At 51.4% G+C, this 15617-nt stretch carries 10 protein-coding genes; 7 read left to right on the top strand and 3 right to left on the bottom strand.

From position 1 onward, the window contains the following. Positions 1–234 precede the first annotated feature (234 nt). Together BUB16_RS02765 and BUB16_RS02760 are read right to left on the bottom strand one after the other, a co-directional pair. Entirely contained in the window at positions 235–4731 is a 4497-nt protein-coding gene (locus BUB16_RS02765) for a translocation/assembly module TamB domain-containing protein (protein WP_073059296.1), read from the bottom strand. Continuing rightward, on the bottom strand, positions 4731–6671 hold the full coding sequence (locus tag BUB16_RS02760; protein ID WP_170864261.1) for a BamA/OMP85 family outer membrane protein: 1941 nt from the start codon (positions 6669–6671) through the stop codon (positions 4731–4733). Before BUB16_RS02760 ends, BUB16_RS02765 begins: the two co-directional genes overlap by 1 nt. Positions 6672–7131: 460 nt before the next feature. Here BUB16_RS02760 and BUB16_RS02755 point away from each other — a divergent pair, with 460 nt between their 5' ends. The 7 genes from BUB16_RS02755 to crcB all read left to right on the top strand — a co-directional run bounded on the left by BUB16_RS02755 (position 7132) and on the right by crcB (position 13509). Further along, entirely contained in the window at positions 7132–8391 is a 1260-nt protein-coding gene (locus BUB16_RS02755) for a M14 family metallopeptidase (protein WP_073059294.1), read from the top strand. Between the two features lie 122 nt (positions 8392–8513). Then, positions 8514–8669 (top strand): DUF3309 family protein, encoded by a 156-nt coding sequence (locus BUB16_RS02750; protein WP_073059293.1) that lies wholly within the window; start codon positions 8514–8516, stop codon positions 8667–8669. A gap of 189 nt (positions 8670–8858) precedes the next feature. Then, positions 8859–9239: a hypothetical protein gene (locus BUB16_RS21140; RefSeq protein WP_139240166.1), complete on the top strand. Its 381-nt coding sequence runs from the start codon at positions 8859–8861 to the stop codon at positions 9237–9239. 306 nt (positions 9240–9545) lie between these two features. Beyond that, complete coding sequence (locus tag BUB16_RS02740; protein ID WP_084087985.1) at positions 9546–11846, top strand: TonB-dependent receptor; 2301 nt, start codon at positions 9546–9548, stop codon at positions 11844–11846. Between the two features lie 30 nt (positions 11847–11876). Further along, entirely contained in the window at positions 11877–12467 is a 591-nt protein-coding gene (locus BUB16_RS02735; RefSeq protein WP_084087984.1) for an SCO family protein, read from the top strand. Positions 12468–12469: 2 nt separating this feature from the next. Continuing rightward, a complete protein-coding gene (locus BUB16_RS02730; RefSeq protein WP_073059289.1) occupies positions 12470–12937 on the top strand; it encodes a copper chaperone PCu(A)C in 468 nt (155 codons plus the stop codon). A gap of 194 nt (positions 12938–13131) precedes the next feature. Next, entirely contained in the window at positions 13132–13509 is a 378-nt protein-coding gene (crcB, locus tag BUB16_RS02725) for a fluoride efflux transporter CrcB (RefSeq protein ID WP_073059288.1), read from the top strand. 206 nt (positions 13510–13715) lie between these two features. Here crcB and pafA read toward each other — a convergent pair whose 3' ends face one another. Then, positions 13716–15362, bottom strand: a complete 1647-nt coding sequence (gene pafA / locus BUB16_RS02720) for an alkaline phosphatase PafA (protein ID WP_084087983.1) — start codon at positions 15360–15362, stop codon at positions 13716–13718. Positions 15363–15617 lie beyond the last annotated feature (255 nt).

The following is a 15617-nucleotide window of genomic DNA, read 5'->3' as shown; positions in this document are numbered from 1 at the left end:
GTAGATGTTGAAAAATCGTCAAATAGTTCATTTTGTCCACCGATTAATACTTCAGTCCTTACGACCACAGCGCGAATACTCGGACGGTATTACAGGAGCCTTTGAAGACCCAGGGATTTTGGTCAAGGTCACGACCAGAGGAAGGTAGCCCTCGCAGCATATAGCTCATATGCGAGGATTTCAACCGACCGATATCGCCGACATTGGGCAGAAGAGCGATTTTGCAAAAGGCTTTTAATAGTCATACTCCCACTGCATATCGATCCCCTGGCGGTTGTCGACCCCCTGGCTCAAAATAAGCCTCAGATTCTCTTTTAAATAATATTCAAGGTAAAAGCCGGTCGTCGGTGTTGAGCCGGTAATCACGTTCTGAATCGCAAAAAACACCCTGGGGTTGATATACCAACCGGTGCTGATCGAGGTACCGCTCTCCCCGCCTACACGGGTATTTTCAATACGCACCACATCGATGCCGAGGTGACGCGTTGCCAGCGACTCCACCCGGTCCATCAGCACATCCAGGGCAAAATCAGCGGCTGTATTACTGCTGCTGGTACGCGCTACGCTCTGCTCTGCGGGATTAAGCTTATAGAAAGGCTGTCCAAACAGCGTATAGCTGATAATGCCCGCCAGGTCCATCGGGGGACTGCTTTCATATTTGAACTGGGGGGCTTCTACTGTACCCTCAATAATGTACCATATCTTGATCTCCTGATCGGTCTGTGGCGGCTCATATAAAGTCCGTATGTTGACCTCCGGGTTATCAACCGGACCGGAAAAGGCCAGGGCTCCCTCCTCGAGCTCAAAGCGTTTCCCCAGAGGCTCCGCATAACCATCGGCCGTGGTCAGGTTTCCAAACATTTGCAAGTCGTCGCCGGGATCCTTTAACAGGTCAATTTGTCCCTCCAGTTCCAGCTCCATCTCCAGGTAGCGCTGGTTACGCACAAAAAACCGGCGATTAAATCCGACATCCATATCCAGGCTCAGCGAATCGTACAGGCTGATCTCGGGTTCCGGTGCCATGGCTGTGTCAAGGCTCACCTCTTCGACCGATTTTTCTCCAAAATTGTCCAACTCCACAAAGCCGTTAATCACATCCAGGGTTCCACTTAATCTCGGTTGCGACAGGCTGCCCCCCACATCCACATTGAGATTAATAATCCCGTTATATTCATCCGTATTGGCCACCTTAAAATTTTTGGCGCTGATATTCATCTTTACAGCCCCCGGAACCAGTTCATTGAGCGACACCGTTCCCCTCGCATTCAGGGTTCCGCTCCCGCTTCTCATGCTCAGTTTAGTCAGCTCAATCTCATCGGGTTTGAACCGGATGGTTGAGCCGATATTATCCAGCCGTATATTCGCCGGAACCACCCTTACCCCCCCATTTTGCAAACTGAATTCCCCTGATGTTTGCAAACTGTTGCGGGGACCTTCTATGTTAACCATACCGTTTATACGTCCTTGCAAATTACGTACCATATCCCGGCCCAAAAAATCATTCAGGGCTTTCAGGTTAAACTGGTTGGTCAGTACCGCCACCGAAAGGCTGTCCCCGGGCCCGGGCAATCCAACCTCCCAGCTGCGTAAATTGACATCCAGCGGCATCCGGGCGTCCACCTGCAGCGCTTTCTGATTAAGAGAGGTGAGCGTGGCATTCAGGTTGAGATTCGATTGCGTGTGCTGGTATTCCAGGGAAGCGACGAGAGAATCAATCGGCACTCCCGAGAGCATTGCCTCGCTGAGATGAAAAGTGGCGTCCATTTTCGGCTCCCCGGCTTCTCCTTCCAGCGTCCCCTCGAATTGCAGGATCCCCTTTGTGTTTTCATATCCGGCCTGCTTCAGCAGGGTTTCAAAACGCCCTAATGTTATTGCATGCAGTACCAACTTGCCGCTTACCGGCTGTTCAAAAAAACGTTCCTCCAAAAGCTCCGGGTTCTCTGCCCTAAACGGGATATCCAGATCCCCCTCGGCGATGAGCTCCCCTCCCTGGTGCAGTTCCATCATACCTTCAAGTCGTTTATTGTCAATGTCAGTCTGAAGCTTGAACGTATCCAGCACCGTTTCTTCGTAGTGAACATTTGACATCGACAGATGCCCGGAGGCCACCAGGCTCGTATCCGTCCGGTCGGCACGGAACTCACCCATAAGCACTCCGTCAAGGTAGGAATTGCCCAGTATCGCATCCTGAATGGCCTTCAGATTCAATTTTTGTGCTCTGAAATACCCCTTTTGATGCAGCGAATCGGCATGAGGAACCGCCAGCTCCATATAAGAAGATCCATCGCTGGAACGGATGTGCAGGGTATCCGTCTGCAAGGTACTGTTGGACCATGTGATATGAAACGGCTTTTGCAATGACAGCGTACGCAAGCTACTCGTCAGGTCGAAAGTGGACATTTCCACCATCAATGAATCTTCGCTCACCCGGTATGCACCGGCCTGGTCAATGCGATTTTGGTGCTGGCCGGCGAGCTCAAGTTCATACGTGCCGTTGGCTGTGTTGCCCGAACGCTGTCCTTCTGTTTTCAGCCTGATATTTTGCAAGTCAACAGACGCAATGACAGGACGAACGATTTCGAAATCAGCCACATATTCCGGTTCTTCAGTCAGCCCCAGGCGAAGTGCACCGGATACTCGCGGAGCTGTAAACCGGTTATCGTAATTTACCTCTTCGAGATCGGCTTTTCCCTCGAATACAATCAGATCCTGTCCATTTGGCGTCAGTTTACCGTTTATGCTGCCGGCAGCCCGCAGTACGTCAACTCCGGCAACAGATGCAAACGATGAGAGATCCTTGAGTTCTATTCCCATGTTCAGGGAATTACTTACATCATAGGGATCGTCCAGGTGAAAACGCCCGCTGAAATGGCCGTCAGCGATATCACTTTCCAGCATCCCGTTTTGGACCGTCATTACCGTGTCGCTTACCTGCAGGTCCACGTCAAGACTACGGATAGCCTCTCCCAGGAAGATCGATGAGTCCACGCGCACCCTGCTTTGCAGCTCCAGGTTTTGAAGCCTGCCGCCCTTCCCTTTTCCTTCGACAGTAGCCGAAACAGAAGAAGGATATTCCTCCATGCCGGCAACATCAGCAACATTGAGATCGGAGGCGGTCAGACTATAGGAGAAAGCGGGCCTGGTCCGGAACTGACGGATATCTGCCTGCAGGTGCAGCTGGCTTTTGTTAATCGCAAGCCGGGATTCATTGGTTATCGCATCCTGGTTCAACCTTCCCGCAAAGGTCGCACGGTCCACCTGCTGGTCCATCAGCCGGCTATTGCGAACCGTAAGCCGGTAATTCCAGAACGCTTGTCCCGACCCGGGATACCAGCCGTTCCCGCTCATCCGGCCGTTAAAGGTAAGGTTCCCGGTATACGCTTCATCCCGCAGCCAGCTGGCGGGATTGATACTTGTCCCCCGAACCGCAACACCAACCGATGGTTTTTCACTCCAAATGTTCGACATCTCCACATCAGCCATGAGCTTTTCACGGCCAACAGCAGGTTCCAGATGCAGATGGGCCTGTGCGTCCCCGAGGGTAAATTCGCCCCGCAGTGCATCCAGCCGGTATGGGCCCTGCCGGAGGTTGTCGGCCGACAGCGTCCCTTCCAGCCGCGCGTTGCGGTAGCCACCCAGCGGCACTGTTCCCGTCCCCCGTACCATCATATTCTGAAGGGCCGGCATGGTCGTATCGCCCGTGAATACCGCCAAATCCAGCCGGTCTGCCGATACGTCAAATGAAGAAAGCTCGAGGGTTGAATCGCGATGGAAATGACTATTCATCCTGAACTGTTCTATGCCATCCGCCCGGGCGTTCAGGCGGACCCTGACATCGGTTGCCGTGGCTTCGAATCCGAGCGAGATATCCACATCTTCCCGCACGGGCATATTCTCATCCTCCATATACACCGCCAGGTCGTGCCAGCCCAGCGGTGATGCTTCTGCCTGAAGTTCGGCTGTTGAGTCGCTCAGGTTAGCGCGTCCCGCTGCGGTTACCATACTATAGCCGGTCGCAACAGCCAGTTTTTCAAGCGTAACGGATGTCTCATCTGCGTTGCCGGAAGTTGTAAAGGAAACAGGCGTATCGAGACGCGTATTCATGATTTTAAAGCTGAAATCATCCACCGTTGCATCATAGCCGGAGGACAGAAAACCGATGCGGCAGGAAAAATTCATATTATCAACCACAAAAGAGGAATCTGCTCCCAGCGACGGCATGGAAACATCGACCTGACCCTGTTCCATCGATAAATCAGAAAGCAAAAAATGGAAATCAGCGGCCGTGGTATCTCCGGCAGAGGTATCGCCGTCCAACCAGTGCCCGGCATTCCAGCTGCTGTCCGGCTGCTGACTCAGTTTGATAAAAGGGCGGCTTAGCCGCATCTTCTCAATGACGAGGGCGTCACTAAAATAGCTTAACGGGCGGTATTCAATCTGCAGGGTATCGATGGAAGCGACGACCGTATTATTCTCGTCGGTTAGCGCGATACCGGTCAGCGTGACCCCATGCCACAGATCCCCCGACAGCGTTTCGATAGAAAGCCGTGGGACTAACTGCTGATTCGCTGCATCCACAATCATATTTCGGGCCCAGTTCCCGGCTCCCCCCGTCATCAGGGCCAGCCGTGCCCCCCCTATAACCACGAGAACACAAAGCGGGATTACCCACGGCCATTTTCGCCGCGACGTCTTATCCTTTGATTGATCTGTTTTATTATTCGTACTCATCAAAATGCCTGTCCAACACTAATATGAATTCCTATGCGATCCCATGCATTTCCAAAATCACGTCCCCGGTATCTGTTGAGATCCGCATCGGATGGGTTTACCTTGTAACCTACATCAAGCCGGACCGGGCCGATGGGAGAATTATAGCGAACGCCGCCGCCGACACTAAATTGCAGGGGCCTGTCCTCAATATCCGGATCCTTGCGCCAAACCTGTCCCCCGTCCAGAAAGGCAGTAAGCCCGAAACCGTTAATCAGCGCGTCGATATCCTGTCTTAATTCCAGGTTAAACGCAAAAAATGTACGTCCCCCCGCGGGTATGTAGCGGCTAAAGGCGGTAGTGTCGGATACGATTTCTCCGCTGTCATTTTTAAGGGTGTCGGTCACCGCCCGTTTCGGTCCCAGTTGATAACGTCCCCAGCCCCGAATGGAACTGGTCCCCCCGAGATAATAGCGTATGTTGTTGGGCAATGAATCTTCCTGGGTCGCAAACAGCTTCCCCGCCTGCAGGCGTGTGGCCAGGGTTGTGGTTGTTGTCAGCGGGGTATACCGGCGAACATCGAGCGAAAATTTCTGGAATTTAAAGGTTGACGACCCTAAAAATCCGGATATCTCGATATAGGGCTGGATGGCCCATCCTTCCTGCCCTCGCCGGCCTAATGACTGATTATAATAACCGCTTAACTGGATAGAAGAAAGATCGTAGTTTTGGGTCGTATCGGGCAGGTTTTCATCCAGCTGCTGTGAGAGCTCGCTGTTCCTGGTAAACTGGTACGATACGGAGCCGGTCATATTTTGGCTATAGCGATAAATAAAACTGTTCGTGACGCCCAGCCGGTAAAGCTCGTAGTTGTCTTCCAACAAATGCTGGGCAAAAGGAGAAATGACGACGCTGCTTTTCGTATTGTAAACATACGGAATCAGATAATCAAAGTTGAGCGTCTGTTCAATAAATGATGCTCTCGCCGTGCTGGTAAATTGATGTCCGTATCCAAAGGCGTTGCGGTGGATCCATCTTACCTGTCCCCGCAGGTACTCGTCCGTTCCGAAGCCAGCCAGCATTTGCACAGTACGCAGGGAATTCTCGCGAATCTGCATCTCCAAATTCAGCGTCGAATCCCGGGGCTGATCAGGGATATTAATAGTAGCAAATCGAAAAAGATGATGGTTGAAAATCTCACGCTGCGCATCCTGCAATGCATTGATGCTGTATTGCTGCCCTTTTTTTAGTCCCGACTCGCGAATGATATAATCGTCACTGACCGTGCTGTCTCCGGCAACCGAGATCGTATCAAAATAGGTCATGGGTCCCAGCGAGCAGTGGATCGTCAAATCGGCGGTGAGCCGTGTGGTATCGACCTCTGACCCGACAGCAACTTCGGCATATGAAAAACCCATATTTTTGAGCAACTGTTCATAACTGCCCACTACTTCCGGCTCTTTTATGGTTTCGTATCGCTCTCCCCCCCGGAATTCACTTTGCCGGCGGACCCGGGCAAAGGCAGGGCTGTCCAATACCATTTCACGGTGACGGTCATCACCGGTAAATTCATAGTTAATTTCGCCAATTCGGATGGGAGCCTGTTCGTTGATGATAAAAACCACGTGTTTTTTCCAGGGCTTGTTTCCATCTTCTATGCGGTATTCTACCTGCACATCTGGAAAACCCCGCCTGTTGTAATAATTGCGAATACGGACGACATCCTTTTGAATGGTTATTTCACTAAGATTGTGTCCCCCGTGCCTCCAGAACTTCAGTTTGTCCCAAAAAGTAACCGCTTCCGTTGCAATCTGATCCCTGATAATGATATCTGAAAAACTATCATTACCCTCTACATCCAAATCCCACACCTGCGGGGACCTCTCATCATCATAAGAAGGTGAACCACCCCTCTGTTGTGCCTCCACAGAATAACACCAGCTGCACAGCAGCAATCCCATAAAAAATAATGCTCGCAAATTTAACACCTGTGCAGTTCCTTTTTGTGATCGTTAACCCATCACTTCCCGCTTCACTTCTGCGTGTATACGCTTAACCGATGTAACAATATAACAAGAAGTGAGGCAATGAATGAAAAACCCGGAAACCGGCTTCCAGAGGCTATCGATTATTTCTTGTACAGCAAATCCTTCCACTACGTTATGAGCTGTAATTTACAAGTGATTAATGATACTATTTAAAGGCGAAGCAAAAAAGACAGATATTATGTACCGTAATCGGTTCATAACATAGTGGTATCTTATACCCTCAAACCGGTTGTCCCCTGAGCGCCGTATTTTTTCGCCGGGGGGAGGTCAAATTAGTGATCCCGGGTAGAAAGTTTGAGATTGGAAACAAGAAGTGTAACTTTTAACGAATGATTCCATATCACTCATGAATAATTCCGACGTAAAGTAACGTATGCCCTCTTCCCGATTTTTTTGGTTTCTCCTGCTCGTGTTCCTCATGTTCCAAAGTTGCAAGAGCAGCGAAGAGTTTACCGGCTACTCTTACGATCCCGAAGGAGTAACCAATACTGCTGATAAAGAAATCCAGTTCCAGTACAGCCGTACGATTGGTGTCGCAGCCGAAGGAATATGGATAAGCAATGAATTCGAAGGAGCACGGATGAATGACTTTTACCGGGTCAGTGATTCCCTGTACCGTGCAGTCATCGAACCTGAAAATCATCCAATTAACAACAGTCCCTGGTATTCCTTTAAGATGCACAGTAATTCCCCCACTACGATTAACCTCCAACTCTCCTATAAGCACGGTAAACACCGCTACCTGCCTAAGCTGAGCAGGGATGGGAAGAGGTGGACAAGGATCGATTCTTCCGACATCCGGGAAGACACCTCCGGCACGGCTACCCTGACCCTTGATCTGAATAAAAATCCCCTATGGATTTCAGCTCAGGAACTGCTTACCTACCGTGATATGGTAGCGTGGATGGACTCCATCAGCACCGCCACCCCGACGCAGCTGGATACCGTCGGCTACTCGCACCAGCAACGACCTGTCATAAAAATGACGATCGGCAGCGCTCCCCCGGACCACAAACAGGGCGTACTCGTAATCACCGGTCGGCAGCATCCGCCCGAAGTTACCGGGGGACTGGCGAGCCGGGCGTTCATCGAGGCGCTGACAGCAGATACGGAACTTGCCGGCACCTTCCGAAAAGAATTTGAAATATGGAGCTATCCGCTGGTCAATCCGGACGGGGTGGCGGAGGGACACTGGCGTCACAATGGGGCGGGTATCGACTTGAACCGCGACTGGAAAAACTTCAACCAGCCGGAAACCCGGGCTATCCGTGACGACCTGCTGCCGATTAACGAACGTCCGGAGCGGCGGGTGTATTACGGGATTGACTTTCATTCTACAAAATCGAATATCTTTTATCCCATAAAACGGGATATATCCACCTTCCCGGAAGATTTTACCTACCGCTGGATAGAACCGCTGCAGGAACAATTCCCGGAGACCCCCTTCAACGTGGAGCCCTTCGACACCAATTCTCCCATTGCGAAAAACTGGATATACCAAACCTTTGGAGCGGACGCTGTTACCTATGAGGTGGATGACCGGGCCGACCGCCAGAAACTGAAAGAGGTATCGCGGCAAGCGGCTCAAATAATCATGCGGCACTTACTTGCGGAAAAGAAAAAAAGGCCATAGCCAGCCTTCTTTATCATAATTTTGCCAACCCCGCCGGGAACATTTCAGGTTTACAGCCCTTTAAAGAGGGACCAATACAGATTTACCGGTGATTCACTCATCTTAATTCATTGAGGTCTGTTATGTTAGGTACTATTCTTGTTATCGTCGTTCTCCTGATGCTTATTGGTTCTCTGCCCAGCTGGCGCTATAGCCGTGGTTGGGGATATGGTCCCAGCGGTATTCTCAGCACGATACTCATTATCATTCTTATTTTTTGGCTGCTGGGCCACATTTAAAAAGGGCTTGGCAAAATAATAGACGGGCAGTTTTTTACACCCAAGAATGCTTTTACATACAGCTTTATTAGTTTCTCAGCTGTCCCGATCCACGGGATCCTGCAGGCTGTATTTCAATGTCCTTACAGCAAAGGGATTTCCTAAAAGGGGTGTAGATTAGGTTGAGGGATTTCCTTACCTTAACGGGTGATGAAGAAAGGAATTTCTCTCATATTGATTTGCGCTCACCTAACGGCCGTATTTCATTTTACTGTGCCTTACCTGAGCTATTACGCGAATTTTACCTATTTTGCTACGGAAGCGTGTATCAACCGGGATAACCCGGAGATAGCGTGTAACGGCAGCTGCAAGCTCGACGAGATGGTGCAACAGGAGCATCAGAGAGACAGGCATTCGAGCACGGCTCACCATGTCGATCGCGCCCCTAAAATTCATTTCTATTTTCAGCACAGCTATCGTTCTCTTCATCTGATACATCATCATGCCGGGCAAACTTTTCTTATAGAATCCGAAGAGTTTGATTCTCTCTGGCAGGCTGAACCCTTCCCTCCCCCACCACAGGTTGTATAGCTATCGGGACAGTCTTTGTGGAGGAAGCCCTCTTATGATTTCGCCGCCAGGCGGCCTCTTTCTCTCACTGTCCCCCTAAAGTGATTAGGATCTGCAGGCCGCAGCGTAAATAAAACGCTTTACTATAAGCGTCTGCGCATGCCCCTTCTACCCTACTGACGGGAAAAACGTGCTTGCGTACCGTACAGCCTGAATCAGTCGTTCGGATCCGGACTATAACTTCGGGCAAAACCCCGGCTTGGCTTAATCATTTAGGTGCTTGCATTAACCATTCTCCAGCTATTCAAAATTTAATAATGAACTATCATGAACAAGATGATGCGTTATCTCTTATTATTAGTATGTACTCTTGCCGTAACCGCCGGTCCGACCACCGCCCAGCAACACAAGATTCTTACAGGCACCGTACTGGACCGGGAAACAGGGCAGCCTATCTCGGGCGTAAATGTCTTTTTTGTCCAAACGACCATCGGTACAACCACCGACGAAGAGGGATTCTTTATCCTGGAAAAAATTCCGGAGGACACCCGGGAGCTGGTCTTTTCCGTTGTCGGATACCGGACATATACGAAACAGCTACCGGCCGAAACTTCGCAGTTCGGCCCGCTTCGCATTGAGCTGCAACCCCGGATATTGTTGCTGCAGGGCATCCAGGTTACGGCGCTGCAGCCCGATTTAAAAAGATCGCAATTGGCCCGGGAAGAAATCCAAAAGGCAAATCCCCGTGATTCGGGTGAACTGTTGCGCGACATTGATGGGGTGGACGCCGTACGCCGCGGTGCGGTGGGACTTGATCCGGTGATTCGCGGCCTCAGGGAGACTGAAGTCGGCACCTTCCTGGACGGCACCCGCATTTTCCCCGGCGGTCCCGCTCGCATGGACTCCCCCCTGAGTCACCTCGATCCTTCCTCCATCAAAACCATTGACGTGGTTAAGGGACCGTATGCCCTGACCTGGGGCGCCGGTACCATGAGCGCCGTCCGCGTTCAAACCCAGCCGCTCACGGACCTTCGGAAACCTTTTGGCGGGACGATCTCCAGCGGGTATGACTCCAACTACAATGCGGTGGAAGAATCCGCCTCGGCCTTTGGCAACACGGGGAAAGCAGGCTACTGGATCCACGGAGCGTGGCGTAAAGGAAACAATTACAGATCCGGAAACGGGACCACCATACCCGCTGATTTTCTCTCTCGCGAGGTGCGGGGTAAGCTGGGGTATGCGATAACGGGAAACGCCTACCTAAATGTCTCACTGGGCTATCAGAACCAAAAAAATATCGACTACCCCGGGCGGCTTCTGGATGCGGAATACTTTGACACGTATAATATGTCCGCCCGCTGGCAGTGGTCCCCGGACCATGAAACCATCGAAACAATGAAAGCCTCTGTCTACCGCAACACGGTGGATCACGGAATGACCAACGACGGCAAACCCACCGCGCAACCCGATCCCGACCGCATGCCTCCCTTCGGGCTGGATGTAGGGGTCGATGCCCATATGTATGTGACGGGAGGCGCCTTTTCCTCGAGCTTCTCTGGCGGTGAGTCGTGGGACTGGAAAATAGGCGGCGACTATTACAGCGCGAACCGCAAGGCAGTGCGCACCATCGAGCGGCGTGATAACGGCATGCAGATGTTTGAGGATCTGATGTGGCCCGGTGCCACCATCCGGGACGGAGGGGGCTACCTGCAGGCCGATTACACTTTTTCCGATCAGCTGAATGCGCAGGGCACGCTCCGCCTCGATTTTGTCAGCGCCGACGCAGATACGGCAAGTGATTTTTTCAGGGAAAACATAAGTTCCGACCTGCGCTCCTCAGAGACCAACGTCAGCGGATCGGCCACCATGAGCTATATTCCCTCCGACCACTGGACCCTGGGGGCCGGAATCGGATCCGTAGTACGCACTGCTGACGCCACGGAGCGCTACTCCGACCGCACCCCCGCCAGTAAAGCCCAAACCAGTGCCGAGTTCGCAGGCAACCCGGCCCTCCGTCCCGAGCGAAGCACCCAGGCCGACCTATGGATCAGCGCCGCCTATCCCAAATGGAATTTTTCCTTCAATGCCTTTATACGCCGGATGGATAATTATATCACCATAACCTCCACGTCCCTGCCGAAACGCCTGCCTTTGAGCCCCGACACCGTTTTCCAGTATATTAACGGCTCGGCCCTGTTCCGTGGATTCGATGCGGCCGCTTCTTACAGCCTGCTGGACGCTTTACAATGGAAAGGGGGACTCAGCTACCTCTGGGGCGAAGACCGTGAACTCGACCAGCCCGCGCTCGGAATCTCCCCGCTGACCGTCAATACCGGTTTCCGCTATGAATCTCCGCAGCGACCCTTTTTCGTAGAGGGAACGGTTCATTTTGTGGGGAAGCAAGACCGGATTGCTGCTCTAAAAGGCGAGACATCCACCGACGGGTACACCACGGCTGATCTTCAAATGGGTGCTACCATACTGCGACAGCTATCCCTGCAGGCCGGAGTCAAGAATATTATCGGGACGCAGTATGTTAACCACCTGAACGCCAGGAACCCGTTTTCCGGCCGGCCGATCCCTGAACCGGGGCGCGTCTTTTTTGCCGATCTGCAATTTACTTTTTAACCACGCGGCAGAGTGCTATATTTACCTGTTATGAAACCAATCAATCTGATGCTTTGGACTTTTGCAGCCCTGGGGATATCGCTATCACTGGCTGCCTGTAACAATCCCGATACGATCATTGATTTGAATAATCATTCCTACGAGCTGCTCAATGAGGACAGTTCTGCGGTACGCTTTCCCGGCGATTACAGCGGAAAGACCACCCTCATTACCTTCATCTACACCCACTGCCCGGATGTATGCCCCGTCATCACGGCAAATATGAAGAATATCCAGAGCGAGCTGGCGGATACCAGTGGTATTCGTTTTGTGGAAATCACTTTTGACCCCGAACGCGACACGCCCTCCGTGCTTGCGGAATACAAAGATGTCTACAGCCTGAATCACCAGTTTTCACTGCTTACGGGTCAGCCTCCCGAGATCGACTCGCTACTCTCAAAACTCAATATCGTTGCCGAGAAAGCGCGGATCGATTCCCTGCAGCAAGATAGCAGCGATTATTTTATGAGGCACTCCAATACGATCTATATTATGGATAAACAGGGACGGATCAGGACCGAATATCCGGCAAATGTCGTCCCCCCTGAAAATGTGATCGAAGACCTTCAAAAAATACGCTGATTATGCCTGTTTATCGTTATTGTCTGTTGACCTTAGTCTGTCCACTGCTGCTCTTTTGGGGATGCGGTTCCGGCGAAAACCATCAGAAAGAAGTGGTCGCTTCCGGTACCATTGAGCTGACCGATGGGTGGGCGCGTCCCGGCGCAAAAGGCATGATGAGTGCTGTTTACCTGACGATCCGCAACAAAACAGCCTACCCGGATACCCTGGCAGGAGTATCCAGCGATGTCGCCCGGGAAGCCGAGGTCCATGAATCATACAAAGGAGAAAACGGCATGTCGGCTATGCGTCCCGCACCCGACCGCGTTATAAAATCCGGTGACAACCTGTATCTTCAGCCGGGCGGACTGCATATTATGTTGATAAAACTGAAAGATGACCTGGCAGCGGGGGACTCGGTGAATGTGCTGATGGAATTCAGGCACTCCGGAGCCCGGAACGTTCGCCTCCCGGTTCAGGCTCAAAGATAATGTGATAAGGGAATGAATTCACTCTCAACTGCTCCGAGGATGATGTCTCCTTCCCATCACGCTGCAATGCCTGTTTATACACCCATTGCTTTGAATAGTCCGACAGGAATGAAATGTTCTGCAAATAACAAGGCCAGCGGTCAGCGACTGTTGTAGGCGCTAATAAACTGTTAATAACTGACCTGTTACGAATAATGACGTTGCAATCTATTTTTATAGTGGGTATCGGGGGATTTGTCGGAAGCGCACTTCGCTACGTGATATCCTACTACATGAATATAAGCTGGTCTATCCTCTATCCCCTGGGGACTTTCACCGTGAATCTAGCCGGCTCCTTTCTTATAGGCATTATTATCGCCGCTACTTTGACCGAAGATCTGAACCAGCAGGCACGTCTGCTCCTGGCCACGGGATTTTGCGGGGGGTTTACCACTTTTTCTACGTTCTCCTTTGAGTTTTTCTCGCTGCTGCAAAACGGGCATACCGGCTACGCTTTTTTGTACGCCCTTGGCAGCCTGGCGCTGGGATTATTTTTTGTGTGGTTCGGATTCAGCCTGGGCAGGCTTCTATAAATTTAGCCGTATACTGAGAGAAGTACGCCCAAAAAACGTTTGTAACGCACCGGAACCGGTTACTTTCCCCGGTAATAATGAACAGGCCGGGTTTTGCCTGGGATATTTTCCTCTTTTTGGCCACGCTAAAAGGCGTACCACGCAGTGCCTGTTTTTCTGTCCCGGAAATCGTGAACTTGCCAGGGATTAAAAGCCCTGATCCGACCTTATTTGAAATCGAGAACCTGAGCCGGAGAGCCGGTGGGAAAACCGATATCCAGCATCATCGAGAGGGTCGGTGCAATTTGCGGGATGACCGTTCTCTCGGTTGTTTCTCCCCGGGGCACTCCCCACCCGTAAAAAAGAAGCGGCACATGGGTATCATAATTATACGGCGAGCCGTGCGAGGTGCCCGTATCGGAACGACTATCCAGCCAGCCCGGCTTCAACTGTATATAAACGTCCCCCGACCGGTTATGCTGAAAACCCCGCTGGTACATCGCCTGGTAGCCATCAGCATAATATTTGTTCCGGAAATTGTAGGCCGTATTCGTAGAGGCCACGGCCTTGAACTGCAGTAAAAAATCTGCTATCTCCTGCTGCATTTTTTTCAGCAAGTGTTTCCTGCTCCGCACCAGCTCACGGTTCAGGTATACCTGCTGGTTGGCATAGGCCTCCACCCATTCGCCTTCGCCGTATTTTCCATCCAGATATCGCTCAAGGACCTCAATGACGCCGTTGCTATTGAAATAACCGCCCGGCAATTTTTTGTCCATTAATTCGGCGGGGACATCCACCGCCCCGTGGTCGGACGTCAGCATAACCAGGTAGTTGCCCTCTCCGACTTTTTGGTCCAGGTACTCCAGCAGGTCCGCCAGATCACGGTCAAGCCGCAGATACGTATCCTGCAGTTCGACAGAATGAGGGCCGAACTTATGTCCCACATAATCGGTGGATGAAAAGCTGACGCTTAAAAAATCAGTGGCCTCATCTGCTCCCAGCTTTTCAGCCTCCAGGGCCTGCTTGGCCAATTCTTTTACGAGCGTATTGCCGAACGGCGTGGAATTGATAATACCGTAAGCGTCCCCCCTGTTTTCGGCCAGATTATGGGGGAAAACAGGCTTTTTTTCCTTTTCAAAGCTTCCTTCATACGGCGTATTATCGGGATTACTCTCCGTATACTCTTCTATCGGCAGCAAGGTGGCCCAGATTTTATTGCTAAGTTCTTTAGCGAGTCCCTCTTCGTTGAATTGCCGGACCCAGTCCGGCAATGCATCGGCATACCAGGAACTGGTAATAAAATTCCCCGAAGCTCCTTCGTACCAGTAGGCCCCGTCGCCCAAATGTCCCGCCGGTAGCACAGCCCCGCGATCTTTCGTTGATACCGCTACTACCTTGCTTTCCTGATCGGCGGACTTGAGCTCATCGGTTATCGTGGTGCTCATCAGGTTGGCCGGGGACATTTTTCCCGTCTCTCCATCCGTCCCCACGGGCCGGGCGGTCGAATCGGAAACCACATACATATCCTTCCCGATCGATCGATCGTACCAGGAATTTCCCACAATACCGTTCACCGAAGGTGTGGTTCCGGTATAAATAGCTGCGTGGCCGGGTCCGGTGTAGGTTGGAAAATAATTATAGTGATGATTTCTAAAATTATATCCCTCGCCGACCAATCGCTTAAAGCCCCCCTCCTCAAACTTATCCCAGTACCGGGGCAAATAATCGTATCGCATCTGATCTACTACAATGCCCACCACCAGCTTGGGCCTGTCTTCTTCAGATCCGTATCCGTTATGATCCTGGGCCCATCCTCCCTGCAGCGCAGCAAAGAACAGCAGCAAGCTAATTCCAATTGTTTTAATTGTCTTCATATCTCGGGATTTACTGAGTGAAAATTTCCACAGGGAAAATAACTTCTTTTGGGTAAGAATCGAATTGCGATTCTGTAAAAATTACCTCCCCTTTCAATCTTCTCCGGAACCAAATTCATCCAATTCGATGCGCAACGTCTTACGTGGATTATGGAGCCGAAAAGTTTGCCCGATACGATGTTGGAACAAAACATCACGCTGTAACTTGTGTCTGTTTCCGGCTGACTCCGGAAGCGGCGGCGGACTTTATACATA

Origin of the sequence: Fodinibius roseus (genome assembly GCF_900129315.1) — a bacterium.
In the GTDB taxonomy this organism is placed as follows: domain Bacteria; phylum Bacteroidota; class Rhodothermia; order Balneolales; family Balneolaceae; genus Fodinibius; species Fodinibius roseus.
Note: the sequence above shows the minus strand (reverse complement) of the source record. Positions and strands in the feature narration are given on the sequence as shown.

What these genes read in the sequence shown, in the direction of transcription:
- BUB16_RS02765 (WP_073059296.1), bottom strand. Translation starts at nt 4,731, where the DNA reads ATGAGTACGAATAATAAAACAGATCAATCAAAGGATAAGACGTCGCGG.
- BUB16_RS02760 (WP_170864261.1), bottom strand. Translation starts at nt 6,671, where the DNA reads ATGGGATTGCTGCTGTGCAGCTGGTGTTATTCTGTGGAGGCACAACAG.
- BUB16_RS02755 (WP_073059294.1), top strand. Translation starts at nt 7,132, where the DNA reads ATGCCCTCTTCCCGATTTTTTTGGTTTCTCCTGCTCGTGTTCCTCATG.
- BUB16_RS02750 (WP_073059293.1), top strand. Translation starts at nt 8,514, where the DNA reads ATGTTAGGTACTATTCTTGTTATCGTCGTTCTCCTGATGCTTATTGGT.
- BUB16_RS21140 (WP_139240166.1), top strand. Translation starts at nt 8,859, where the DNA reads ATGAAGAAAGGAATTTCTCTCATATTGATTTGCGCTCACCTAACGGCC.
- BUB16_RS02740 (WP_084087985.1), top strand. Translation starts at nt 9,546, where the DNA reads ATGAACAAGATGATGCGTTATCTCTTATTATTAGTATGTACTCTTGCC.
- BUB16_RS02735 (WP_084087984.1), top strand. Translation starts at nt 11,877, where the DNA reads ATGAAACCAATCAATCTGATGCTTTGGACTTTTGCAGCCCTGGGGATA.
- BUB16_RS02730 (WP_073059289.1), top strand. Translation starts at nt 12,470, where the DNA reads ATGCCTGTTTATCGTTATTGTCTGTTGACCTTAGTCTGTCCACTGCTG.
- crcB (WP_073059288.1), top strand. Translation starts at nt 13,132, where the DNA reads ATGACGTTGCAATCTATTTTTATAGTGGGTATCGGGGGATTTGTCGGA.
- pafA (WP_084087983.1), bottom strand. Translation starts at nt 15,362, where the DNA reads ATGAAGACAATTAAAACAATTGGAATTAGCTTGCTGCTGTTCTTTGCT.